Below are 21,209 nucleotides of genomic sequence, written 5' to 3'. Positions count from 1 at the left end.
GACCGACGTACTTGCCATGACCGCTTCCGCTTCCCGTCCCCTGCTCGGCTGCATCGCCGACGATTTCACCGGCGCGACCGATCTCGCGAACATGCTCGTGAAGAGCGGCATGCGCACCGTGCAGACGATCGGCGTGCCCGCCGACGGCGCCGCAGGCACCCCGCTCGACGCCGACGCGATCGTCGTCGCGCTGAAGTCGCGCACGATCCCCGCGGCCGACGCCGTCGCGCAATCGCTCGCCGCCTACGAATGGCTGCGCGCGCAAGGCTGCCGGCAATTCTTCTTCAAGTACTGCTCGACATTCGATTCGACTGACGCGGGCAACATCGGGCCCGTCGCCGATGCGCTGCTGGATGCGGCCGGCGGCGGCTTCACGATCGCGTGCCCGGCGTTCCCCGAGAACGGCCGCACGATCTATCGCGGCCACCTGTTCGTCGGCGACGTGCTGCTGAACGAATCGGGGATGGAGAACCACCCGCTCACGCCGATGGAGGACGCGAACCTCGTGCGCGTGCTGCAGCGGCAGACGAAGTCGCCGGTCGGCCTGATCCGCTACGACACGATCGCGCTGGGCGCGGCCGCCGTGCGTACGCGGATCGAGCAACTGCGCGCGGAAGGCGTGCGCTTCGCGATCGCCGACGCGCTGTCGGACCGCGACCTCTACGTGCTAGGCGAAGCGTGCGCGGGCCTGCCGCTCGTCACCGGCGGCTCGGGCATCGCGCTCGGCCTGCCGGCGAATTTCCGTCGCGCGGAGCAACTGCCCGAGCGCGACAACGCAGCGTCGCTGCCGCGCATCGAAGGGCTCTCGACGGTGCTCGCCGGCAGCGCGTCGAAGGCCACCAACGCGCAGGTCGCCGCATGGCGCGCCACGCGGCCGGGCTTCCGCATCGATCCGCTCGCGGCCTCGCGCGGCGAACCCGTCATCGACCAGGCGCTCGCGTTCGCGCGCGCGCACCTGCCGCAGCCCGTGCTGATCTACGCGACCGCGACGCCCGACGAAGTGAAAGCCGTGCAGCAGGCGCTGGGCGTCGATGCGGCCGGCCATCTCGTCGAAGCCACGCTCGCGGCGATCGCGCGCGGCCTGCGCGATCTCGGCGTGCGCAAGTTCGTCGTCGCCGGCGGCGAAACGTCCGGCGCGGTCGTGCAGGCGCTCGACGTGAAGTCGCTGCAGATCGGCGCGCAGATCGATCCGGGCGTGCCGGCGACGGCCACCATCGACGCGCAGCCGCTCGGCCTCGCGCTGAAGTCCGGCAACTTCGGCACCACGGACTTTTTCGACAAGGCGCTGCGCGCGCTGGACGGAGCCGCACGATGAGCGACGAAGCGAAACTGCGCGAAGAAATCTGCGTGGTCGGTGCGAGCCTGTATGCGCGCGGCCATGCGGTCGGCAGCGCGGGCAACATCAGCGCGCGCCTCGCCGACGGCTGGCTGATCACGCCGACCGATGCATGCCTCGGCCGGCTCGACCCGAACGACATCGCGAAAGTCGGCCTCGACGGCCAGCCCGTATCGGGCGGCAAGCCGTCGAAGACGCTCGCGCTGCATCGCGGCATCTACGCGCGTAATGCCGAAGCGAACGGCGTCGTCCACACGCATTCGACGCATCTCGTCGCGCTGACGCTCGCGGGCGTATGGCGCGACACCGACGTGCTGCCGCCGATCACGCCGTACTACGTGATGAAGGTCGGCCACATTCCGCTGATCCGCTACCGCCGCCCCGGTGATCCGGGCGTTGCCGCCGAAGTCGCGGCGCTCGCCGACCAGGTGCGCGGCGTGCTGCTCGAGCGCCTCGGCCCGGTGATGTGGGGACCGTCCGTGTCGCATGCGTCGTATGCGCTCGAGGAACTCGAGGAAACGGCGCGACTGTGGCTGATGACGCACCCGAAACCCGAGCCGCTCGACGCCGTCGCGCTCGACGAGCTGCGCGCCAGCTTCGGCGCGCGCTGGTAGCGACGCGCCGCGCAACGATTCCCATGCCCGCCGTGTGCGCGGGCCCTTCCGTCAGCACACACACGACCGGCGACGTACGCGCCGCCGGCACACGACATCATTGGAGACGACGATGACTGCTCTCGACGCGGCCGCTGGCCGCTCGCCCGCCGCGCCCGCCCATGCCGCGGAACTCGACCGCACCTACAAGAAAGTGTTCTGGCGCATCGTTCCGTTCCTGATGCTCTGCTACGTGGTCGCGTATCTCGACCGCGTGAACGTCGGCTTTGCGAAGCTGCAGATGTCACAGGATCTCGCGTTCAGCGAAACGGTGTTCGGGCTCGGCGCCGGCATTTTCTTTCTGGGCTATTTTCTGTTCGAACTGCCAAGCAACCTGCTGATGCACCGCATCGGCGCACGCATCTGGATCGCACGAATCATGATCACGTGGGGCCTGCTGTCCGCGTTGTTCGCGTTCGTGCAGACGCCGACGCAGTTCTACGTGCTGCGCTTCCTGCTCGGCCTCGCGGAAGCCGGCTTCTATCCCGGCGTGATCCTGTACCTCACGTACTGGTTCCCGTCGCATCGCCGCGCGAAAATCATCGCGGTGTTCATGTCCGCGATTCCCGTGTCGGGCATCTTCGGCAACCCGCTGTCGGGCTGGATCATGGAGCGCTTCCACGGCGGCTCGGGCTTCCACGGCTGGCAGTGGATGTTCATGATCGAAGCCGTGCCGGCCGTGCTCGTCGGCATCGCGACGATCCTGTATCTCGACAACAGCATCCGCGGCGCGAAGTGGCTCGACGAGCGCGAGAAGCAGCTGCTGGAGGACGAGATCGCCGCGCAGCCGCAGGAACAGCAGCAGCACGGCCACTCGTTGAAGGCCGTGTTCGCGGACCCGCGCATGTGGTGGATGTCGCTGATCTACTTCGCGTTCGTCACGGGCCAGTACGGCCTCACGTTCTGGATGCCGACGCTCGTCAAGTCGACCGGCATCACCGATACGCTGCAGATCGGCCTGCTGTCGGCCATTCCGTTCCTCGTCGCGATCGTCGTGATGAACCTGTTCGGCCACAGCGCGGACAAGCGCCGCGAACGCCGCTGGCACCTGATCGTGCCGGCGCTGATGGGTGCAATCGGGTTTGCGGTCGCCGCGTCGTACTCGCACAATACGGCGGTGTCGATCGTGTTCCTGTCGCTCGCGGCGGGCGGCGTGCTGACCTGCGCCCCGCTGTTCTGGTCGCTGCCGACCGCGTTCCTCGCGGGCTCCGCGGCCGCGGCCGGGATCGCGATCATCAACTCGGTCGGCAACCTCGCCGGGTTCGCGAGCCCGTACGTGATCGGCTACCTGAAGGACGTCACGCACAGCACGGCGTCCGGCATGTACGTGCTCGCCGCGATGCTCGTGATCGGCGCGATCGCCGTGTGGCTCACGCCCGCGAAACTCGTGAACCGCTGATCCGCCCCACGAACGATCCGGCCGCCATTCGACGCGGGGCGCCGTGCGCCCCGCCCCATTCATTCACAGGACCCGCTGCCATGCCACGCTTCGCCGCCAACCTCTCGATGATGTACACCGAGCACGCGTTCCTCGAACGCTTCGCCGCTGCCGCCTACGACGGCTTCAAGGCCGTCGAGTACCTGTTCCCGTACGACTTCGCCGCCGAGGATATCCGCGCGCGCCTCGACGCGCACCACCTCGAACAGGCGCTGTTCAACGCGCCGCCCGGCGACTGGGCCGCGGGCGAACGCGGCACCGCATCGCTGCCGGGCCGCGAGGACGAGTTCCGGCGCGGCATCGACCAGGCGCTCGACTATGCGCGCGTGCTCGGCAACAGGAAGCTGCACGTGATGGCCGGCATGGTGCCGCCGGGCGCCGACCGCGCCCGCCATCGCGACACCTACCTCGCGAACCTGCGACATGCGACGCAGGCCGCCGCCGCGCACGGCATCACGATCCTGATCGAGCCGATCAACCAACGCGACATGCCCGGCTATTTCCTGAGCCGCCAGGACGACGCCCAGGCGATCCGCGCGGAAGTCGGCGCGCCGAACCTGAAGGTGCAGTTCGACTGCTACCACTGCCAGATCGTCGAAGGCGATCTCGCGATGAAGCTCAAGCGCGATTTCGCAGGCATCGGCCATATCCAGATCGCGGGCGTGCCCGAACGCCACGAGCCGGATATCGGCGAACTCAACTACCCGTATCTGTTCGCGCTGATCGACGCGCTCGGCTACGACGGCTGGATCGGCTGCGAGTACCGCCCGAAGGCCGGCACGTCCGAAGGGCTCGGCTGGCTCAAGCCGTACCTGTAATTCCAGCATTCTTCCGAGGGTAAAGAACATGAAAGTACTGATCACCGGCGGCGCCGGCTTTCTCGGCCAGCGTCTCGCCCGCAAGCTGCTCGAGCGCGGCGAACTCACCGGCCCCGATGGCCGCAGCGAGAAGATCGACGAGCTGGTGCTGCTCGACGTCGTCGCAGGCAGCGATTTCGGCGACGCACGCGTGACGTCGATCGTCGGCGACATCGCCGAGCGCGCGGTGCTCGACCGCGCGATCGACACGCAGACCGGCGCGATCTTCCACCTCGCGGCAATCGTCAGCGGGCAGGCCGAAGCCGATTTCGATCTCGGCATGCGGATCAACCTCGACGCGTCGCGCACGCTGCTCGACGTGTGCCGCGCGCGTGGCCATCGGCCGCGCGTCGTGTTCACGAGCTCCGTCGCGGTCTATGGCGGCACGCTGCCCGACGTCGTGCAGGACGACACCGCGCTGAACCCGCAATCGTCGTACGGCGCCGAGAAGGCGATCGCCGAGCTGCTGCTGTGCGACTACGCGCGGCGCGGCTTCGTCGACGGCCGCGTGCTGCGGCTGCCGACGATCAGCGTGCGGCCGGGCCGCCCGAACGCGGCTGCGTCGTCGTTCGCGAGCGGCATCATCCGCGAGCCGCTGAACGGCGAGGAAAGCGTGTGCCCGGTGCCGGGTTCGACGCGGCTGTGGCTGCTGTCGCCGCGCGGCGCGATCGAAGCGCTCGTCGCGGGCTGCGAGATCGACAGCGCGAAGCTCGGCAACAAACGGGTGATCAATCTGCCCGGCCTGTCGGTGTCGGTCGACGAAATGATCGCGGCGCTGCGCGAAGTCGCGGGCGATGACGTCGTGAAGCTGATCCGCCATGTGCCGGACGAGCGCGTCGAGAAGATCGTCGGCAGCTGGCCGGGCCGTTGGGATACGTCGCGCGCGGAAGCGCTCGGGCTGACGGGCGATACGTCGTTCGCGGACGTGATCCGCAGCCATCTCGCCGACGAACGGCGCTGATTCCCGCGCCGCCCGCCGAGCGTGGCGGGCACGGGCTGCCCGGTCGCATCAATGCGGCCGGGCCGATTCCCCGATGGGCAACGACGCGCGTTTCGTTCCGCCCGGCCGCTTCGCCGAACCGGCCGCCCACTGCCAGGCCAGCAGGCCCGGCAGATAGAACAGCAGGTCGCGCACGCGGCGAGCGCCGGCCAGTGCGAGACAGGTCGGCGGGTCGAACCCGAGCAGCCCGCCGATCAGCACGAACCCGCCCTCCTGCACACCAAGGCCGCCCGGCATCAGGAACGCGATGCTGCCCACGAGCTGGATCAGCGCCTCGATCGCGAGCGCCTGCGCGAAGGTTGGCTCCGCGCCGAGGAAATACAGCGCGAGCCAGATTTCCAGCGCATAGCCGACGAACTGCAGCGTCTGCCAGATCACGAGATAACGCACGACGATGCCGGTCCTTCTCCAGATCATCCGGATCGACTGATCGGTGCGCGCCGATTCGCCGACCAGCGCCACCACCTTGCCGCTCGTGACGCGGTTGAGCACCCGCATCGCGCGTTCGAACGGCCGCGCGTGCTGCACCAGCGCGAACAGCAACAGCACCGGCACCAGCGCGGCCATGCCGATCGCGAGGTTGCCGGCCACCCGCGCGGCACCGGACGACACGTGCTCGAGCACGTAGCCGATCGCGACCAGCGCGTACACCAGCTGGCTGATCAGCGTCAGCTGCATGTCGGCGACGAGGCTGGCGACGGCGGTGGCCGGCCGCACGCCCGCCTGCCGCAGCAGGCCGAACGACACGATCTCGCCGCCGATCCGCGCGACCGGCAACAACCCGTTGATCGATTCGCGGATCCACACGAGTTTCAGCATCGTCGCGAACGACGGCCGGCGCGGGCCGCGGATCAGCATCCGCCAGTCCCACGCATTCGCGAGCATCGGCAGCATGTGCGCCAGCGCCGCGAGCAACAGCCCGGCCCCGGCGATCTGCAGGCGATGCAGGATGTCCAGCGGATGCTCGCGCCAGATCAGCCACACGGCGAGCGCGAGCCCGCCTAGCGCCGCCGCCTGCCCCACGTGGCGCAGCCGTGCGTCGCCCCGCGCGGCGTTGCGCTCCGCGGCATCGGCAGCGGGGTTCGTTGGGGTCGTCATGATTCGCTCGCGGGCGACAGCAGCCCTTCCCGGTCGACACGAAAACGCGTGCCGCGCCACACGACATGCGACGAGAAGAAGCTCGACACGAACACGAAGAACTGCAGGAGATCGACGAACGGCAGCCACAGCGCGCCGCGCAGGCCCGCGCCGGTCGCCCGGCTCGTGTTCAGCATCAGCAGCGCCCGCGCGGCAAGCGCCGCGACCGTCAGCCCGCACGCGACGGCCGTGCCGCCGGAAAACAGCAGCGCCAGCAGCGCGAGCGGCACGGGGTGCATCAGCACCGAGCCGGCGTGACCGAGCCGGTCCGCCGCGCGGATCGTGCAGCTCCAGCGCAATTCGTGCGCGTACAGCTTCGCGAACGTCTCCTCGACGCACGCATGCCCGACGACGAACGGCGGAATGACGACCTGCGCGCCCACCTGCCGCACCGCCTCGCCCAGCGCATGATCCTCGGCCAGGTGATGCGCGAAACGCGTGAGCCCGCCGATGCGTTCGAGCGTCGCGCGCGTGATCGCGATCGTCTGGCCGAAGCAGGGCCGTGCGCGCCCGATGAAGAGCCCGGTGATCACGCCCGGCAGGAAATGGTAGTTCGTCATCGCGACGGCGACGCCGGGCCAGAAGCCCGGCGAGGCGATGCCGCGATACACGCTCGTCACGATGCCGACCTCCGGCTGCTGCAGCGCACCGACGACGGCGCGCAAATAATCGCGCTCGACCCGCACGTCGCTGTCGGCGAGACAGAGCACCGAATACTCCGCGTGTTCGAGCATGTTCACGAGATTGGAAATCTTGCGGTTCGGCCCGTAGAGCCGCGCATCGGCGACGACCTTGATGTTCGCGTCGGGGTAGCGCGCCCGCAACGCCTCGACGGCCACGAGCGCCTCGTCGTTCGCGTCGTGCACGCCGAACAGGTGCTGGACCGGCCCCGGATAATTCTGCACGAAGAAGCTTTCGAGATGCTGTACGAGTTGCCACTCGTCGCCGTGCAGCGGCTTCGCGACGGTGACGCCCGGATAATCGCGCGGCTCGGCCGCCGCCCGGGAAAAGAACCGGCCGACCAGCACGCTGGCCGTGATCGTGTAGGCAATGCCCAGTAATACGCCCAGCCCGCAGACGATCGACATTGCTCCGGCCAGCTCGCGCAGCACATGCAGCAAAACCATGCTTCTCCCCAGTGGTGACCCGTGCGACCACGACACCCCGGGAGCCGCCGCGCGCACGCAGGGTCACCCGTGCACGCCGCCGTATCGATTCCCGTGGAGCCGGATGTGAAGGACGACCAAGCGACGATACGCGCAATCAGATGACACAACTACCGTGCGGTGATCGATTCCTGTCACGCGCACGTAGCCGCAGGCGAGCGCGGCGCGGAACGCGACGTCGGCAAGCTTGCGGGCCGAAAGGATCGCGGTGGCCAACGCGATGGCGACCCATATACGAAACGTCATCGTGGTGAAAAATGCTTCGGGCACGTGCCATGCAAGCAACGACACCAGCATGAAACACTGGATGAACACGCCGGCCAGCGCGGCGATCAGCAGGTGGGCACGCCATCGCTCGATCGTCGAAGGTGCCATGATGAAAGAGTCTCCCGTGCGGACGACCGCTATCGATCTGAAAGATTCGAAAGGTCGCGTGGGTCAGGATGAAGAAAAGCGACAGTCCAGCGGAGAACGATTGTGGCGACGCCCGCTTAACGTTTCGTTAAGAAAGCGAACGTAGAATCCACTCGACCGATATCGTCCCCGTCGTCCGCAGGAGTCTCCATGTCCACGCCCGCCCGATATGACACCGTTGCGCGCTTGCTTCACTGGCTGATCGTCGCGCTGGTCATCGCGCAATATGCGATCGGCTGGACGATGCCCGACGTGCATCGCGACACGCAGCCCATCGGCCTGATCGCCGCGCACCTCCTCGTGGGCACCGCGCTGCTCGCGGCGATGGCTTGCCGCGTGCTGTGGCGCGTGACGCATCGCCCGCCCGCGAGTGACCTGCCGCCCGCGATGCGCGCACTGTCGGGCGCGACGCATTTCGCGCTCTACGCACTGCTGATCGCGGTGCCGCTGCTCGGCTGGATCAACGCGTCGTCGCGCGCCTGGAGCGTGACGTTGCTCGGGATCGTGCCGTTGCCCGCGCTGTCGGCGGCCGGCTCCGCATTCGGCCATGCGATGGGCGACGTGCACGGCATCCTCGCGTGGGCACTGTTCGTCGGCATTTGCCTGCACGTGGCGGCCGCGCTCGCGCACCGCTTCGTGCTGCGCGATCAGGTCGTGCAGCGCATGATGCCCTGGTGATCGCCACGCTGGCGGCACCGCATGCCATCGCGCGCATGAGCCGGATTGCCGCCGATACCGATACCGTCTTCGTTCCGGTTCATCGCACGCCTGGCCAGCCGCTCATCGCACGCGGCCAATGAGATGATCGCGCCGCCGCGCGAAGCGGCGCGCGATGACGGGCAGCGCGGCCGGCGCCCTTCTGCCGCGTCGAGCGGCGCGAAGGGCTGCCGTACTGCCGTGCCGCGAACACGCCGGCCTGAAGTCGCACAAGACCATGTCGACACCTAGTTGCTGGTCTGCGCCGGCATACCGGAGGCCGGTGCGTGCGCGGCGGCTGCCGCCATCCGGGCCCGGTCCTGCTCGGCAAGCTTCGCTTCCGCCGCCTGGATGTCCGCCGGATACTCGCCGTCGTCTCCCTTCGCCGGGTCGTACCCGGCCGCTTCCAGACGCATCAATTCGTCGCGAACCTGCGCACGCGTCAGCGGCGCGGCCGATTGCGCGAAGGCCGACTGACCGACGATCGCGCCGATCATCGTCAGTACTGCGATATATGTTTTCATCATGAACTCCTTCAATGTTCCGTATCGATCAACCGTGTTGAATCCCTCGAATGCCTGACCTGCAAACGCAGGCGGCTGCGTCAGCTTCCGAAATAGACCGCGCAGAAGCTCGCGGGGCCGACGCAGGCGGCAGAACCCTGGCGCGGCGACATCGTCGCCGGCCTGCCCGCGTCGGATGACGCGGCCGGATCGCGGCCGACCGCCGTGCTGGCCTGATGCGCCGGCATCTGTTCGGCCTGCCGCTGGAACAGCGGGCTCACGTCCGGATACGACGTATCGGTCACGAAGCGCAGCCCGTTGTTTTCGGCGTCGATCAGTTCCTGCCTGACCTGCGCGCGCGTCAGTTCCTGTGCCGACGCTTGCGTCGCGATACCCGCGAGAGAAATCGCCGCCACCGCGGCGGCCACCAGCCAATGCGTGTTCATGTTCCACTCCTTGAGAAGTCAACGAGACGATGTGCTACACCCGTATGACGACGGAGCACGTGCGTTTATTCCCGCGCGTCGCGCGACTCGGATCACTCGACTTCTCCGGCGCCGGGCGCCCGGGAGGGACGTTCATGCAACTGTCATTCTTTCGTCAGCCGGCGTAACCTGACGTAACGCAGCGCCCGCCGCGCTTCGGGCAGACTGACGTCACCCCTTACGGATCGCCCTTCGATCGATCATGTCCGTCGTTTACGACTATGCCGCCGGCTTGCTGCGCACGCTGTACGACCGCCATATCGACGGCGGCGCGGTGCTCGATCCGGCCGCGTTTCCCGACGCCGAGCGTTTCGTCCGGGCGTGGACCGACATCCAGGCTGAGGCATTCGCCGTGGCGCGCGACATGCCGCGCATCCCGCGCTTTCACGAGATCATGCGCGAGCAGTACGACATCTCGGCCAACGATGCACGCGACTGGCGGATGTTCATCATGCAGGCGTACGGCCAGCCGTTCCCGCGCAACCTGTCGCGCTGCCCGACCGTCGCGTCGATCGTCGCGGCATCGCCGGACGTGCTGTCCGCATCGCTGTCGTTCCTCGCGCCCGGCAAGCACATTCCACCGCATCGCGGGCCGTTTCGCGGCATCCTGCGCGGCTATCTGGTGCTGTCGATGCCGACGCGCGCGGACGGTACGCCGGCCGCCGTGCTGAAGGTCGACGGCCACGAATACCGGCTCGAGGAAGGACGTTTCCTGCTGTGGGACGACACGTTCATGCACGAGGTGTGGAACGACAGCGACGCGGTGCGGATCGTGCTGCTGCTCGATATCCGCCGGCGCGGAATGCCGCGCCTGCTCACGTGGCTGTCGAATGCGGTGATTGGCGTCGTGCGGATCGGGATCAGGATGCGCGGGCGATCGATTCCGGTTTAGCGCGTGTGAGCGGCATGGCTTCCCGTCACGCCATGCGCGGCGAATCGTCCTGTGCCAGCTCCGTCAGGATCGACGTCAGCGCGCGTATCTTGGGCTGCATCGCACGCGGCGACGGGTACACGAGGAAATAGCCGAGACCGTTGTCCACGACGTCGCCAAAGGGGGCAACCAGCGACCCGGCCGCGAGCCGGTCCCGGGCCATGCGCGGGTCACCGATCGCCACGCCGTGCCCCCGCTCGGCGGCGGTGAGCGTCAATTCGAGCGTGTCCAGTACGAGCCCGGTTTCCGGGTCGACCTGCGTCGCGCCGACGGCCGCGAGCCAGCAGCGCCACTCGTCGTGCCCGGGGGCGGGATGAAGCAACGTGGCCTGCGCAAGATCGGCGATCGATCTCAATGAAGCGGCCAGCGTGACGGTGCACATCGGTGTCAGCCGCTCTGCAAAGAGCGGAACCGACACCATGCCGGCCCAGTGCCCGGCACCTCGTACGACGATCGCGTCGACGTCGGTTCCGGCGAAATCCGGCGTGTCGTCCGCCGACGTCTGGATACGCAGCTCGGTCCGCGGGAGTGCGCGATTGATCGCCGGAAGACGCGGCAGCAGCCAGCGGATCGCGAAGGTCGACGGCAACCGCAGCGTGAGAACCGGCGCGACGCCGCTATGCGCCTCCGCGTGGCGTGCCAGTTGCGTCAGGACGTCGACCGCCACCGTCAGCAACGCGCCGCCTTCCGCAGTCAGTGTCAGCCCCGACGCATGACGCACGAACAGCGCGCACCCGTAATGCACTTCCAGTTGCTGCACCTGACGACTCACCGCACCCTGAGTCCGGCACAGATGATCGGCGGCCCGGCTGAAGCTGCCGAGTTCGGCCGCGGCAACGAAGGCCTGGAACGCCGTCAACGGCGGCAGCGCCCGCGTGAGTTCGGCAAGTGGGTATGCACGGGCCGCATGCCCGGGTTGCGGATTTTTCGATTGTTCGGACATCTGTGCATCGCTATCGTGGTTGCGCCGGATCCGCCTCACCTGTCGCGGCCCGGCTCGTCAACAACCAGCGGAGAAAGAGAATGGACCCATCGTCGAAGGCACTATACACGCGGCAGGTCGACACCTACCTGAAGGCGCTCGAGGGCGGCGACGTCGCCGCGATCTGCGCATTGTTCACGCCGGATGCGCGGATTTTTTCGCCGTTTCTCGGCTGGATGCAGCCCACACCGTTCTTCGAAAAGGTCGTTGCGGCATCCGGACAAAGCCGCATCACGGCGATCGACATCTGCGTCAGTGCGACCGGCGCGCGACGGGCAACCGGTTACTTCGTGTACGACTGGGGGCTGAAGGACGGCTCGGCGGTGCAGTTCGAATGCGTCGACGTGTTCGAATTCGACGAAAGCGGACTCGTCGAGCGCATGGTCATCGTCTATGACACGCATCCGGTCAGGGCGGCGGTGGGCGACAAGTACGCGTAGTACGACTGCACGATATCTGTCCGGCAAACCTCACCAATGGCTCCGTCGTTCCCGGGCGCGGGAGTCAGGATGCATGACGCTGCGGGGTCTCCAGTGCATAGACCCCTCGTTTCGCTGCACATCGGAATGGCGGATCGATCGCCCGCACGTTCGTCAGTTCCCAGCACACGTATCCGGCACACCATTGCTTGCCTTGCGCGCGGGCTTCATCCGGCGTCCAGTCGTGTACCCCCACGACGTCGACCAGCGCGAGCGCGATCCCGTCAGGGTCCTCCTGTCCGTCCTGTCGCAGGAAGATCGTGTTCTGCACCAGGACGAGATCACGCAACGGTATGACCGGCGGCGCCCACGACCGGATTTCGACCCGCTTGCGGCCCGCGACGATATCGTCGACGGCGGGTTTGACGATCGACAGCGCGGATCGAGGCATGGCACGTATTTCCTTCATCGGCCAATGGAAAGCGTACGACTGACGGTCGGCATGGCGGTCGATTCCTGTATGCGATGACGATCCGGCAAGGATTGTTGCCGATTCGCCGGAACGTGTCGACCCGGCCGGATCGGACACGCCGGCGCACCGCGACTACGCGATGCCGGCTTTCCGCCCCCAAAGGATCGCCTAAACTACAGACCGTCCCCTCAGCGAGGCTCCTGCCAGCCACCGCCATGGCGCACCTCTTCTTCGCCGCCTCGATCCAGCGGCATATCGAAACGCCCGAGCGCGAAATCGACGCCCACTCGGTCGGCGAAGCATTCGACACCGTTTTCGGCGAGCAGCCGCGGCTGCGCGGCTACATCCTCGACGACCAGGGTGCGCTGCGCAAACACCTGTCGGTATTCATCGACGGCCAGCCGATCCGCGACCGGCAACACCTGTCCGATGTGCTCGGCGACGCCAGCCGGGTCTATGTCGTACAGGCGTTGACGGGCGGATAAGGGGACATATGCACAAGCACCGGCCGCGCACCCCAACGTCAAGCCGGGCATCCGGAGACATCGCACATGAACGATCGACTGCTCGTCGCCACCCGCAAGGGCCTGTTCGTCCTGCAGGCCGACGGCCACGGCGGCTGGACGCTCGGTGAGCCGCACTTCGCCGGCGAGCCGGTCAGCATGGCGCTCACCGACCCGCGCGACGGCACGCTGTATGCAGCGCTCAATCTTGGCCATTTCGGCGTGAAGCTGCATCGCCTGCGCGCCGGCGCCACCGACTGGGAAGAATGCGCGGTTCCCGTCTATCCGCCGCAACCCGCCGACGCCCCACCCGCCGGCGCCAGCGTGAATGCCGGCACCGGCGACGACGACGACGCGCCACCCGGCCCGCCGCAGCCGCCATGGACGCTCCAGCAGATCTGGTCGCTCGAAGCCGGCGGCGCCGACGAACCGGGCGTGCTGTGGGCCGGCACGATTCCCGGCGGCCTGTTTCGCTCCGACGACCATGGCGATTCGTGGGTGCTCAACCGCCCGCTATGGGATCGCCCGGAGCGCGCCGAATGGGGCGGCGGCGGATACGATGCGCCGGGCATCCATTCGGTGATGGTCGATCCGCGCGACAGCCGGCACGTGATGGTCGGCATCTCGTGCGGCGGCGTCTGGCAGACAGCCGACGGCGGCGCGACGTGGCGCGTGACCGCCGACGGCATGGAAGCCGACTACATGCCGCCCGAACGACGCGGTGAGCCCAACGCGCAGGACCCGCATCGCGTCGTGCAGTGCGCGGCCAACCCGGACGTGCTGTGGACGCAGCATCACTGCGCGATCTTCCGCTCGACCGACGGCGCCGAACACTGGCGGCGCATCGAGGCGCAGCCTTCGAGCTTCGGCTTCGCGGTAGTCGTCCACCCGCATGAACCGGACACCGCGTGGTTCGTGCCGGCCGTGAAGGACGCGTGCCGGATTCCGGTGAACGGCCGGTTCGTCGTCACGCGCACGCGCGACGGCGGGCGCAGTTTCGAGCAATTCGCGAACGGGCTGCCGAGTGCGCCGGCGTACGACCTCGTGTATCGGCACGGGCTTGCGATCGATGACACCGGCACGCGCCTCGCGATGGGATCGACGACTGGCGGGTTATGGACGTCCGGCGACGGCGGCGAAAACTGGCAACTGGTGTCTGCGCATTTGCCGCCGGTTTATTGCGTCAGGTTCGGGTGACGGTGGGTGGGCGGGTCGGTTCGCATCCGGCCCGCTCGGCCCGCTTTACCGCTCAACGCCCGCCATCCGCCCCACCGCCTCCCGTGTCTGCGCAATCTCCGCTTCGAGCCAGTCGAGAAACGACCTGACCTGCGGCTCCCGCTCCCGCCCGGGCCGGCACAGCGCGACAAAACGCGCGCCGTCGATCCGCACCGAAGGCTCGATCGGCGTCAATGCCCCATGCGCGACATGCTCGGCAGCCAGCACGGAGCTGAGCAACGCGATGCCCTGCCCGTGCAGCACCGCCTGCAACGCGTAATGCTCGTCGTCGTAGTGACGAAACACCGCGCGCTCGAGCCACGCGTCGCGGCCGGCCGCGCGACACCACGACACCCAGTCGACCGACACCGGCAGCGGCGTATCCCACACGGTCTCGATCAGGTCGAGCGGCTCGTCCGTGCAATGCGCGTCGAACCCGGCAGCCGCATACGCGCCGAAATACTCGTCGATCAGCGCAATCTCGTGCAGCGCCGGAAACGTGCGCGACGTCGCGCGAATCGCAAGATCGATCCGCGCATCGCGCTCGAGATCTGCGAGCATGTTGCCGGTTTCGACCTTGATGTGCAGTTGCGGATCGATGCGACGAAACCGGCCGAGGCGCGGAATCAGCCACATTGCGGCGAACGCGGGCGTGGTGGTCAGCACGAGCGTGCGCTCGCCGGCCGCCTCGGGCCGCACCGCGTCGAGCCCGCGGCTCAATGCGAGCAGTGCATCGTGACTCGCGCGAAACAGGCGTTCGCCCTCGTCCGTGAGCCGCACGCCGCTCGCGCCGCGCTCGAACAGCAGCACGCCGAGCCGGCTTTCAAGCGACTTGATCTGATGCGACACGGCGGCCGGCGTCACGGACAGTTCGTCCGCGGCAGCCTTGAACGCGCCGAGCCGTGCCGACGACTCGAATACACGCAATGCGGTCAGGGGGATTTTCGAGAACACGGGGCCTCGCGGGCCGGCTCGGGCCGGGTTGAATTCAATTGAATCCGGGTGAGATTAGGTGAATTGAAGCGGGCGTGCAACGCGGATAGCCTTGCGGGACGTCGCGGTACGGTGCCGCGGCGAGTGACGTCCCACCGGAGCAACAACGTGCAAGGCCTACCGCGCAGGATCACGCAAGCGGTGCTCTACGAAGCGATCGCGATTTCCTGCATCTCGCCCGTGATCGCGGCGATCTTCAAGCAGGACCTCGTCTATTCGGGCGCGCTGTCGGCGACGATGTCGGCGATCGCGATGCTGTGGAACATGATCTTCAACGCGCTGTTCGAGCGCTGGGAAGCGTCGCGTCGTCAGCCGACGCGTACGCTCGGGCGGCGGATTCTGCATGCGACCGGATTCGAAGGCGGGCTGATCTTCATCCTGGTGCCCGTCGTGGCGGGGTGGCTCGATATCTCGTGGCTCGACGCGTTCGTCGTCGACATTGGGCTGTTCGCGTTCTTCTTCTGTTACGCGTTCGTGTTCCAGTGGGCATTCGATCGGGTGTTCGACGTGCCGGCGGCGACGAAGGGGCAATGAGCCGAACGCTCACGCCCCGGCGGCAATTTTTGGTAATTGCCAGCCGAATCGTACCGCCACCATCCGCAGCGCAAAGCAGGCGGCGCCGCCGAGCACGGCCGCGACGACCGGCGGACAACCGAGCCGCCGGCACGACACGACAACGACCGCGCCAAGCAGCGCCGCGCTCGCATAAATGTCCGTGACCAGGACGACCGGGATCCGCGCGAGCAGCACGTCGCGCACGACACCGCCGCCGCAACCGGTCACGGCACCCATCAGCGTCGCAATGAATGGATGAACCCGGAATTCGAGCGCCTTCACCGCGCCCGCGACCGCGAACAACGCAAGGCCGGCCGCATCGAGCGACGTGAGCATCGACGGCGAGAACTCGGCCACCCGCGCATGAAAGACGAACGCGAACAGCCCTGACGCGAACGCAAGCGCCGGATAGCGCCAGTCGCTCACGGCGCTCGGCGGCCGAGCGCCGATCAGCAGATCCCGGATCACGCCGCCGCCGAGCGCGACGACGAGCGACAACACCATGACCCCGAACAGGTCGAGTCCGGCACCGATCGCCGCATTGGCGCCCTCGATTGCGAACACCGCCGTGCCCGCGAGATCGGCGGCCAGCACCACTTGCTCGATGCGCTTCATGCGCGTGAATGGCCGCAGTGCGGCATCGTCCGGCTGCAGCCTGCGTCGCGACAAGCCGACCCGCCGTTCGGCCTCGGCCGCCTGCCGGTCACCTGTCGCCATCCGGATACCTCAAGCGCACTGCGTATCATGACCGCCTCCTCGATCGGAATCGGGCAGTCTAGCGCATCGACCGCTCACGGTCGGGCCGCGCATGAAGCCGAATGCAAAAAGCCGGCGGCAGCAGGATGTATACCCTGCTTCCGCCGGCTCGACCGCACGCCGGGCCTCCGGTCAGGACCGCTAAGCCCCGCGCACCTCGCTCAATGCACGCCGAGATAAGCCTTCACCGCCGGCAGGCCCGGCTTGCCGTCGAGCGTCGTCACGCCGGCGAGCCACTTGTCGAGCGCCTGCGGGTTCGCCTTCAGCCACTCGGCCGCCGCCTTGTTCGGATCTTCCTTGTTCATGATCGGCATCATCACGTGGTTCTCGATCGACGTCGTGAACTGCAGGTTCGACACGAACTTCGCGACGTTCGGGCAGCGCTGCGCGTAGTCGGGCGGCGTCGCCGTCAGCACCTTCGCTTCGCCGTAGTTCGGGCCGAACACGTCGTCGCCGCCGGTCAGGTAGTCGATCTTCATCTGCACGTTCATCGGATGCGGCTCCCAGCCGAGGAACACGATCCACTGCTTGTCGCGGATCGCGCGATTCACCTCGACCAGCATCCCGGCCTCGCTCGACTCGACCATCTTGAACTTGCCGAGGCCGAACTGGTTGCCGTCGATCATCTTCTTGATCAGCAGGTTGCCGTCGTTGCCCGGTTCGATCCCGTAGATCTTGCCGTTCAGCTTGTCCGCGTACTTTTGAATATCCGCGAACGACTTCAGGCCGCCCTGGTACACGTAGTCGGGCACCGCGAGCGTGTATTTCGCACCGGTCAGGTTCGGCGTCGACAGCACCTTGATCTGGCCGGCCTTCGTGAACGGCTGGATGATCGGGTCCATCGTCGGCGACCAGTAGCCGAGGAACACGTCGATCTGCTTGCTCTTGATGCCGGCGAACGTGATCGGCACCGAGGCGATCGTCTTCGTCGGGCTGTAGCCGAGCCCCTGCAGCATCGTCGATGCGAGGCCCGTGGTCGCCGCGATGTCGGACCAGCCGACGTCCGCGAAGCGCACGTTCTTGCACACGGGCGGATCGGCCGCATACACGGCCGACATCGGCGCGGTTATCCCGATCCCGCACACCGCTGCGATCAATAGGCGCTTCATCTTGCTTCTCCTCAAAGTGATGTCGTTTGCTTGAATGCGGGATCGTTTATTGAAGCCGCGCGCCGCGATCCCGGCAGCGTCGCGGACCATTGGGTCGGTCAGCGCCCCGGCAACCGGCGCTCGTAGCTCGGCGCGTGGCCGAACTGCGCACGATAGGCCTTGCTGAAATGGCAGGGCGAATGAAAGCCGCAGACCGTCGTCACGCGTGCGATCGACGCGTCGGTCGTGCGCAGCAGGTCGCGCGCGCGCTTCAGGCGCAGCGTCAGGTAATAGTGGGTCGGCGACACGTTCAGGTACACCTTGAACATGCGCTGCAGGTGCCGCTGCGACAGCCGCACGAGCCGTGCGAGCTCCTCGAGCGACAGCGGCTCCTCGATGTTCGCCTCCATCAGCCGCACGACCTCGATCAGCTCCGCGCGCGAGAAGCCGACGCGCGCATCGACCGGAATCGGCTGCGTGTCGGTCGAGCTGCGGATGCGCTCCAGGATGAACTGTTCGGATACCTGCGCGGCCAGCTGCTGGCCGAAGCGCATCCCGACGAGATTCAGCATCAGGTCGAGCGGCGCGGTGCCGCCGGTGCAGGTCAGCCGGTCGCGATCGACGACGAACAGTTCGTCCGCAAAACCCACTTGCGGAAACTCGGCATGCAGCGCGGACAGGTTCTCCCAGTGCACCGTGCAGCGATAGCCGTCGAGCAGCCCGCTCGACATCAGCGCATACGCGCCCGTGCAGATGCCGCCGAGCGGCAGACCACGTTCGGCGAGCGCCGCGAGCGTATCGCGCGCGCCTTCGTCGACCACGTCGCGGATGCGGATGCCGCCGCACACGATCATCACGTCGGGCAGGTTCGTGTAGTCGAGCGCCTGCGTGGGCCGTACCGCAATGCCGTTGCTCGCGTGCACCGGACTGCCGTCGAGCGAATAGATCGACCACTGGTAGTGATCGGCACGGCCGACGTAGTTCGCCATCCGAAGCACTTCGACGGCGCTCGAGAACGCGATCATCGAAAAGTTCGGCAGCGTCAGGAAGCCGAAATGGGCGAGCGATGAAACCGGTGAAACGCAGGCTGCGGGCGCGACAGCGACGGCGGACGTCACATCGGTCTCCTGGCGAGGAGGTTGCAGGGGGCCAGCCCCGCGGCCGAAACCGCGGAAGCCGTTATTCATTCAGGGTGAGCGGCCGGGGGTGCCGGCCGCCGGAGGTCAGGCCTGCGCGGGCGCGGCCTTCACGCGAAACAGCTGCTTGAGGCCCGAGAACAGCGGCGCCTTCACGGTGCCCGGCGCACGGCCGAAGCTTTCGGTGATGCGGTCGAGAATGATCGCGAGCAGCACGACCGACAGACCGCTTTCGAAACCGAGGCCGATGTCGAGGCGCTGGATACTGGCGAGCACGTCGTTGCCGAGGCCGCCTGCACCCACCATCGACGCGATGATCACCATCGACAGCGCCATCATGATCGTCTGGTTCACGCCCTGCATGATCGACGGCAGCGCATTCGGGAACTGCACCTTGTACAGCAGCTGCCACGGCGTGCAGCCGAAGGCCTGGCCGGCTTCGACGATCTCGCGGTTCACGTGGCGGATGCCGAGGCTCGTCAGGCGCACCGCCGGCGGCATCGCGAAGATCACCGTCGACAGGATCCCCGGCACGCGGCCGAGACCGAACAGCATCGCGGCCGGAATCAGGTAGACGAACGCGGGCATCGTCTGCATCAGGTCGAGGATCGGGCGCACGATCGCGGCAACCCACTTGCTCTTCGCGGCCCAGATGCCGAGCGGGATGCCGAGCACGAGGCTGATGATCGTCGACGACAGCGTGAGGCCGAGCGTGATGACCGTCTGGTCCCAGAAGCCCGTCGCGAAGATCAGCAGCAGCGACAGCGTCGTGAACAGCGCGAAGCGCCAGCCCACCCGCCACAGCCCGACGCCGATGAAGATGGCCATCATCAGCCACATCGGGATCGCCTGCAGGCCGTGCTCGACGAATGCCGCGAGCCCCTCGATCGCCTGGCCGATCGCGTCGAACGTCTTGGCGTCGTGGTCGAGCAGGTAGTGAACGGACTGGTCGACCCAGGTACCGAGCGGAATCATTTCAGACATGGGAACCTCGCGAACGCGTGATGGCCTTCAGGATGAGCGCACGATCGACCGAGCCGCAGTAGCAGCCGTCGTCGTCGACGACCGGCAGCGCATTCGGGCTCGCGACCACACGCGCGACGACATGTTCGAGCGACGCGTCGCGCCGGATGGATTCGATCGGGCTCACGGACGGCGTCGCCTGACCGATCGCTTCGCGCGTGACGAAGCCGCGGATCTTGCGTTGCGCATCGAGCACGAACGCATAGTCGGCACTGCCGTTCAGCGTCGCCGCGACGTTCGCGGCATCGCACTTCGACACGATCGGCACGGCGCCCGTCTGCATCAGGTCGCCGGCGGTCAGGTAGCGGCTGGTGTCGATGCCGTCGAAGAACGCGCGCACGTAATCGTCGGCCGGGTTCGCGATGATGTCCTGCGGCGTGCCGACCTGCACGAGCCGGCCACCTTCCATGATCGCGATGCGGTTGCCGATGCGCAGCGCTTCTTCCAGATCGTGCGACACGAACATGATCGTGCGGCGTTGTTCCTTCTGCAGTTGCAGCAGCACATCCTGCATTTCCCGGCGCTTGAGCGGATCGAGCGCGGAGAACGCCTCGTCCATGATCATCAGCGACGGGTTCACGGCCAGCGCGCGTGCAAGGCCGACGCGCTGCTGCATGCCGCCCGACAGCTCGGACGGCAGCTTGTGCGAGAACGGGGCGAGGCCGACCTGCTCGAGCACTTCCATCGCGCGGCGCTCGCGCTCCTTCTTGCCGACGCCCGCGACTTCCAGGCCGAACGCGGCATTCGACACGACGGTGCGATGCGGCATCAGCGCGAACGACTGGAACACCATGCTCATGTCCTTGCGGCGCAGCGCGGTCAGCGCCGAGCGGCGCGCCGACGCGACGTCGAGCCCGTCGATCATCACCTTGCCGGCGCTGGGATCGACCAGCCGGTTCACGAGGCGGATCAGCGTGGACTTGCCGGAACCGGACAGGCCCATCAGCACGAAAATTTCGCCTTCCTGCACATCGAAGGAGACGTTGTGCACGCCGACGACCTGGCCGGTGCGCTTGAGCACATCGTCCTTCGTCGCGCCGGCGGCGAGCATGTCGAGCGCCTGCTGCGGGTTGCTTCCAAATACCTTGCACAGACCTTCGACCACGACCTTGGGGGCATCCATCGAAACCTTCTCCTCGTGTAGCGGGGACTCGCGCTTGTCTTAGCGTGCCTACATAGTTGCCAGAAAAAACCCCGACCTGCCGACGAATTACGACAAACGCTTGCGCAAATACGACACGGCTGCCAGCCCCGCCGGGCGGGCCGCGGCACGCGGCGGCCCCCGATTGCGGCGGCGCAATACGCGCACGGCCAGCAACGGCGGGCATCGCGCGTCGGACTTGTGCGCAGCAGCGCGGCGCATATCGCGTCGCGCGTTGCGCCAATTCGCATCGGGCACGCGTCGCTTTACGACAATTTCACGTCCGATCACGCGCCGATCTGCTCAGACG

Annotated in this window: 24 protein-coding genes and 1 pseudogene; 12 read left to right on the top strand and 13 right to left on the bottom strand. The window is 67.3% G+C overall.

Translation table 11 applies throughout. The features are described from left to right. Positions 1 to 16 precede the first annotated feature (16 nt). The 5 genes from otnK to denD all read left to right on the top strand — a co-directional run bounded on the left by otnK (position 17) and on the right by denD (position 5,245). On the top strand, positions 17 to 1,315 hold the full coding sequence (gene otnK / locus LGM56_RS00705) for a 3-oxo-tetronate kinase (protein ID WP_226202179.1): 1,299 nt from the start codon (positions 17 to 19) through the stop codon (positions 1,313 to 1,315). Further along, on the top strand, positions 1,312 to 1,950 hold the full coding sequence (locus tag LGM56_RS00700; RefSeq protein WP_226202177.1) for an aldolase: 639 nt from the start codon (positions 1,312 to 1,314) through the stop codon (positions 1,948 to 1,950). The genes otnK and LGM56_RS00700 overlap by 4 nt, the downstream gene beginning before the upstream one ends. Before the next feature lie 112 nt (positions 1,951 to 2,062). Then, entirely contained in the window at positions 2,063 to 3,388 is a 1,326-nt protein-coding gene (locus tag LGM56_RS00695) for an MFS transporter (protein WP_089458818.1), read from the top strand. An 80-nt stretch (positions 3,389 to 3,468) separates the two neighbouring features. Then, positions 3,469 to 4,245, top strand: a complete 777-nt coding sequence (gene otnI / locus LGM56_RS00690) for a 2-oxo-tetronate isomerase (protein ID WP_226202175.1) — start codon at positions 3,469 to 3,471, stop codon at positions 4,243 to 4,245. A 28-nt stretch (positions 4,246 to 4,273) separates the two neighbouring features. Continuing rightward, complete coding sequence (gene denD / locus LGM56_RS00685; protein WP_089496277.1) at positions 4,274 to 5,245, top strand: D-erythronate dehydrogenase; 972 nt, start codon at positions 4,274 to 4,276, stop codon at positions 5,243 to 5,245. A 48-nt stretch (positions 5,246 to 5,293) separates the two neighbouring features. Here the strand turns inward: denD and LGM56_RS00680 are convergent, their stop codons facing one another. From LGM56_RS00680 to LGM56_RS00670, 3 genes are all read right to left on the bottom strand, one after another. Beyond that, the gene (locus LGM56_RS00680; RefSeq protein ID WP_226202173.1) at positions 5,294 to 6,382 is read right to left on the bottom strand and encodes a lysylphosphatidylglycerol synthase domain-containing protein; all 1,089 of its coding nucleotides are present in this window, start codon (positions 6,380 to 6,382) and stop codon (positions 5,294 to 5,296) included. Further along, positions 6,379 to 7,548: a bacteriohopanetetrol glucosamine biosynthesis glycosyltransferase HpnI gene (gene hpnI / locus LGM56_RS00675; protein ID WP_226202171.1), complete on the bottom strand. Its 1,170-nt coding sequence runs from the start codon at positions 7,546 to 7,548 to the stop codon at positions 6,379 to 6,381. The genes LGM56_RS00680 and hpnI overlap by 4 nt, the downstream gene beginning before the upstream one ends. A gap of 63 nt (positions 7,549 to 7,611) precedes the next feature. Continuing rightward, a complete protein-coding gene (locus LGM56_RS00670; protein ID WP_089496274.1) occupies positions 7,612 to 7,962 on the bottom strand; it encodes a hypothetical protein in 351 nt (116 codons plus the stop codon). A gap of 189 nt (positions 7,963 to 8,151) precedes the next feature. Between LGM56_RS00670 and LGM56_RS00665 the strand changes: the two genes are divergently transcribed. After that, positions 8,152 to 8,679, top strand: coding sequence for a cytochrome b (locus LGM56_RS00665; protein WP_089441696.1), 528 nt, complete (start codon positions 8,152 to 8,154; stop codon positions 8,677 to 8,679). Next, on the top strand, positions 8,676 to 8,801 hold the full coding sequence (locus LGM56_RS36725) for a hypothetical protein (RefSeq protein WP_256990071.1): 126 nt from the start codon (positions 8,676 to 8,678) through the stop codon (positions 8,799 to 8,801). Before LGM56_RS00665 ends, LGM56_RS36725 begins: the two co-directional genes overlap by 4 nt. Before the next feature lie 144 nt (positions 8,802 to 8,945). On the opposite strand, the gene LGM56_RS00660 is transcribed toward LGM56_RS36725, so the two are convergent. Continuing rightward, positions 8,946 to 9,221 carry a DUF4148 domain-containing protein gene (locus LGM56_RS00660; RefSeq protein ID WP_226203217.1) on the bottom strand — a complete coding sequence of 92 codons (276 nt, stop codon included), beginning with the start codon at positions 9,219 to 9,221 and terminating at the stop codon, positions 8,946 to 8,948. 80 nt (positions 9,222 to 9,301) lie between these two features. Next, positions 9,302 to 9,646 carry a DUF4148 domain-containing protein gene (locus tag LGM56_RS00655; protein ID WP_226202169.1) on the bottom strand — a complete coding sequence of 115 codons (345 nt, stop codon included), beginning with the start codon at positions 9,644 to 9,646 and terminating at the stop codon, positions 9,302 to 9,304. 241 nt (positions 9,647 to 9,887) lie between these two features. On the opposite strand from LGM56_RS00655, the gene LGM56_RS00650 reads away from it, so the two are divergent. Beyond that, positions 9,888 to 10,577 (top strand): aspartyl/asparaginyl beta-hydroxylase domain-containing protein, encoded by a 690-nt coding sequence (locus LGM56_RS00650; protein WP_089496272.1) that lies wholly within the window; start codon positions 9,888 to 9,890, stop codon positions 10,575 to 10,577. Positions 10,578 to 10,602: 25 nt separating this feature from the next. Here LGM56_RS00650 and LGM56_RS00645 read toward each other — a convergent pair whose 3' ends face one another. Beyond that, a complete protein-coding gene (locus LGM56_RS00645; RefSeq protein ID WP_089496271.1) occupies positions 10,603 to 11,559 on the bottom strand; it encodes a LysR substrate-binding domain-containing protein in 957 nt (318 codons plus the stop codon). An 80-nt stretch (positions 11,560 to 11,639) separates the two neighbouring features. On the opposite strand from LGM56_RS00645, the gene LGM56_RS00640 reads away from it, so the two are divergent. Next, on the top strand, positions 11,640 to 12,038 hold the full coding sequence (locus LGM56_RS00640; protein WP_226202167.1) for a nuclear transport factor 2 family protein: 399 nt from the start codon (positions 11,640 to 11,642) through the stop codon (positions 12,036 to 12,038). 64 nt (positions 12,039 to 12,102) lie between these two features. Here LGM56_RS00640 and LGM56_RS00635 read toward each other — a convergent pair whose 3' ends face one another. Beyond that, on the bottom strand, positions 12,103 to 12,606 hold the full coding sequence (locus LGM56_RS00635; RefSeq protein WP_226202165.1) for an ASCH domain-containing protein: 504 nt from the start codon (positions 12,604 to 12,606) through the stop codon (positions 12,103 to 12,105). 98 nt (positions 12,607 to 12,704) lie between these two features. On the opposite strand from LGM56_RS00635, the gene LGM56_RS00630 reads away from it, so the two are divergent. Both LGM56_RS00630 and LGM56_RS00625 read left to right on the top strand, forming a co-directional pair. After that, the gene (locus tag LGM56_RS00630; RefSeq protein ID WP_043180651.1) at positions 12,705 to 12,974 is read left to right on the top strand and encodes a MoaD/ThiS family protein; all 270 of its coding nucleotides are present in this window, start codon (positions 12,705 to 12,707) and stop codon (positions 12,972 to 12,974) included. A 66-nt stretch (positions 12,975 to 13,040) separates the two neighbouring features. After that, positions 13,041 to 14,189, top strand: a complete 1,149-nt coding sequence (locus LGM56_RS00625; RefSeq protein WP_226202163.1) for a WD40/YVTN/BNR-like repeat-containing protein — start codon at positions 13,041 to 13,043, stop codon at positions 14,187 to 14,189. A 45-nt stretch (positions 14,190 to 14,234) separates the two neighbouring features. Here the strand turns inward: LGM56_RS00625 and LGM56_RS00620 are convergent, their stop codons facing one another. Beyond that, positions 14,235 to 15,161: a LysR substrate-binding domain-containing protein gene (locus tag LGM56_RS00620; RefSeq protein ID WP_089496267.1), complete on the bottom strand. Its 927-nt coding sequence runs from the start codon at positions 15,159 to 15,161 to the stop codon at positions 14,235 to 14,237. 147 nt (positions 15,162 to 15,308) lie between these two features. Between LGM56_RS00620 and LGM56_RS00615 the strand changes: the two genes are divergently transcribed. Further along, positions 15,309 to 15,734: a PACE efflux transporter gene (locus LGM56_RS00615; RefSeq protein WP_089429036.1), complete on the top strand. Its 426-nt coding sequence runs from the start codon at positions 15,309 to 15,311 to the stop codon at positions 15,732 to 15,734. A 9-nt stretch (positions 15,735 to 15,743) separates the two neighbouring features. Here LGM56_RS00615 and LGM56_RS00610 read toward each other — a convergent pair whose 3' ends face one another. The 5 genes and pseudogenes from LGM56_RS00610 to LGM56_RS00590 form a co-directional block, all read right to left on the bottom strand. Continuing rightward, positions 15,744 to 16,370, bottom strand: a complete 627-nt coding sequence (locus LGM56_RS00610) for a trimeric intracellular cation channel family protein (protein ID WP_089498081.1) — start codon at positions 16,368 to 16,370, stop codon at positions 15,744 to 15,746. 302 nt (positions 16,371 to 16,672) lie between these two features. Further along, the gene (locus LGM56_RS00605; protein WP_011354069.1) at positions 16,673 to 17,620 is read right to left on the bottom strand and encodes a choline ABC transporter substrate-binding protein; all 948 of its coding nucleotides are present in this window, start codon (positions 17,618 to 17,620) and stop codon (positions 16,673 to 16,675) included. 98 nt (positions 17,621 to 17,718) lie between these two features. Further along, positions 17,719 to 18,717 carry a GlxA family transcriptional regulator gene (locus tag LGM56_RS00600; protein WP_011354068.1) on the bottom strand — a complete coding sequence of 333 codons (999 nt, stop codon included), beginning with the start codon at positions 18,715 to 18,717 and terminating at the stop codon, positions 17,719 to 17,721. A 105-nt stretch (positions 18,718 to 18,822) separates the two neighbouring features. Then, entirely contained in the window at positions 18,823 to 19,719 is an 897-nt protein-coding gene (choW, locus tag LGM56_RS00595) for a choline ABC transporter permease subunit (RefSeq protein WP_006480571.1), read from the bottom strand. Beyond that, a pseudogene (locus LGM56_RS00590) lies at positions 19,712 to 21,000 on the bottom strand (quaternary amine ABC transporter ATP-binding protein); the annotation flags it as partial. The gene choW and the pseudogene LGM56_RS00590, both read right to left, overlap by 8 nt. Positions 21,001 to 21,209 lie beyond the last annotated feature (209 nt).

The sequence above is a fragment of the Burkholderia sp. AU38729 genome, from assembly GCF_020419725.1.
GTDB lineage: Bacteria > Pseudomonadota > Gammaproteobacteria > Burkholderiales > Burkholderiaceae > Burkholderia.
Note: the sequence above shows the minus strand (reverse complement) of the source record. Positions and strands in the feature narration are given on the sequence as shown.

Excerpts from the sequence above, each read along its gene's own strand:
- hpnI (WP_226202171.1), bottom strand. The coding sequence starts at position 7,548 with ATGGTTTTGCTGCATGTGCTGCGCGAGCTGGCCGGAGCAATGTCGATC.
- LGM56_RS00645 (WP_089496271.1), bottom strand. The coding sequence starts at position 11,559 with ATGTCCGAACAATCGAAAAATCCGCAACCCGGGCATGCGGCCCGTGCA.
- LGM56_RS00660 (WP_226203217.1), bottom strand. The coding sequence starts at position 9,221 with ATGAAAACATATATCGCAGTACTGACGATGATCGGCGCGATCGTCGGT.
- LGM56_RS00665 (WP_089441696.1), top strand. The coding sequence starts at position 8,152 with ATGTCCACGCCCGCCCGATATGACACCGTTGCGCGCTTGCTTCACTGG.
- LGM56_RS00695 (WP_089458818.1), top strand. The coding sequence starts at position 2,063 with ATGACTGCTCTCGACGCGGCCGCTGGCCGCTCGCCCGCCGCGCCCGCC.
- LGM56_RS00610 (WP_089498081.1), bottom strand. The coding sequence starts at position 16,370 with ATGAAGCGCATCGAGCAAGTGGTGCTGGCCGCCGATCTCGCGGGCACG.
- denD (WP_089496277.1), top strand. The coding sequence starts at position 4,274 with ATGAAAGTACTGATCACCGGCGGCGCCGGCTTTCTCGGCCAGCGTCTC.
- choW (WP_006480571.1), bottom strand. The coding sequence starts at position 19,719 with ATGTCTGAAATGATTCCGCTCGGTACCTGGGTCGACCAGTCCGTTCAC.
- otnK (WP_226202179.1), top strand. The coding sequence starts at position 17 with ATGACCGCTTCCGCTTCCCGTCCCCTGCTCGGCTGCATCGCCGACGAT.
- LGM56_RS00605 (WP_011354069.1), bottom strand. The coding sequence starts at position 17,620 with ATGAAGCGCCTATTGATCGCAGCGGTGTGCGGGATCGGGATAACCGCG.
- LGM56_RS00670 (WP_089496274.1), bottom strand. The coding sequence starts at position 7,962 with ATGGCACCTTCGACGATCGAGCGATGGCGTGCCCACCTGCTGATCGCC.
- LGM56_RS00630 (WP_043180651.1), top strand. The coding sequence starts at position 12,705 with ATGGCGCACCTCTTCTTCGCCGCCTCGATCCAGCGGCATATCGAAACG.
- LGM56_RS00650 (WP_089496272.1), top strand. The coding sequence starts at position 9,888 with ATGTCCGTCGTTTACGACTATGCCGCCGGCTTGCTGCGCACGCTGTAC.
- LGM56_RS00640 (WP_226202167.1), top strand. The coding sequence starts at position 11,640 with ATGGACCCATCGTCGAAGGCACTATACACGCGGCAGGTCGACACCTAC.
- LGM56_RS00625 (WP_226202163.1), top strand. The coding sequence starts at position 13,041 with ATGAACGATCGACTGCTCGTCGCCACCCGCAAGGGCCTGTTCGTCCTG.
- otnI (WP_226202175.1), top strand. The coding sequence starts at position 3,469 with ATGCCACGCTTCGCCGCCAACCTCTCGATGATGTACACCGAGCACGCG.
- LGM56_RS00680 (WP_226202173.1), bottom strand. The coding sequence starts at position 6,382 with ATGACGACCCCAACGAACCCCGCTGCCGATGCCGCGGAGCGCAACGCC.
- LGM56_RS00655 (WP_226202169.1), bottom strand. The coding sequence starts at position 9,646 with ATGAACACGCATTGGCTGGTGGCCGCCGCGGTGGCGGCGATTTCTCTC.
- LGM56_RS00700 (WP_226202177.1), top strand. The coding sequence starts at position 1,312 with ATGAGCGACGAAGCGAAACTGCGCGAAGAAATCTGCGTGGTCGGTGCG.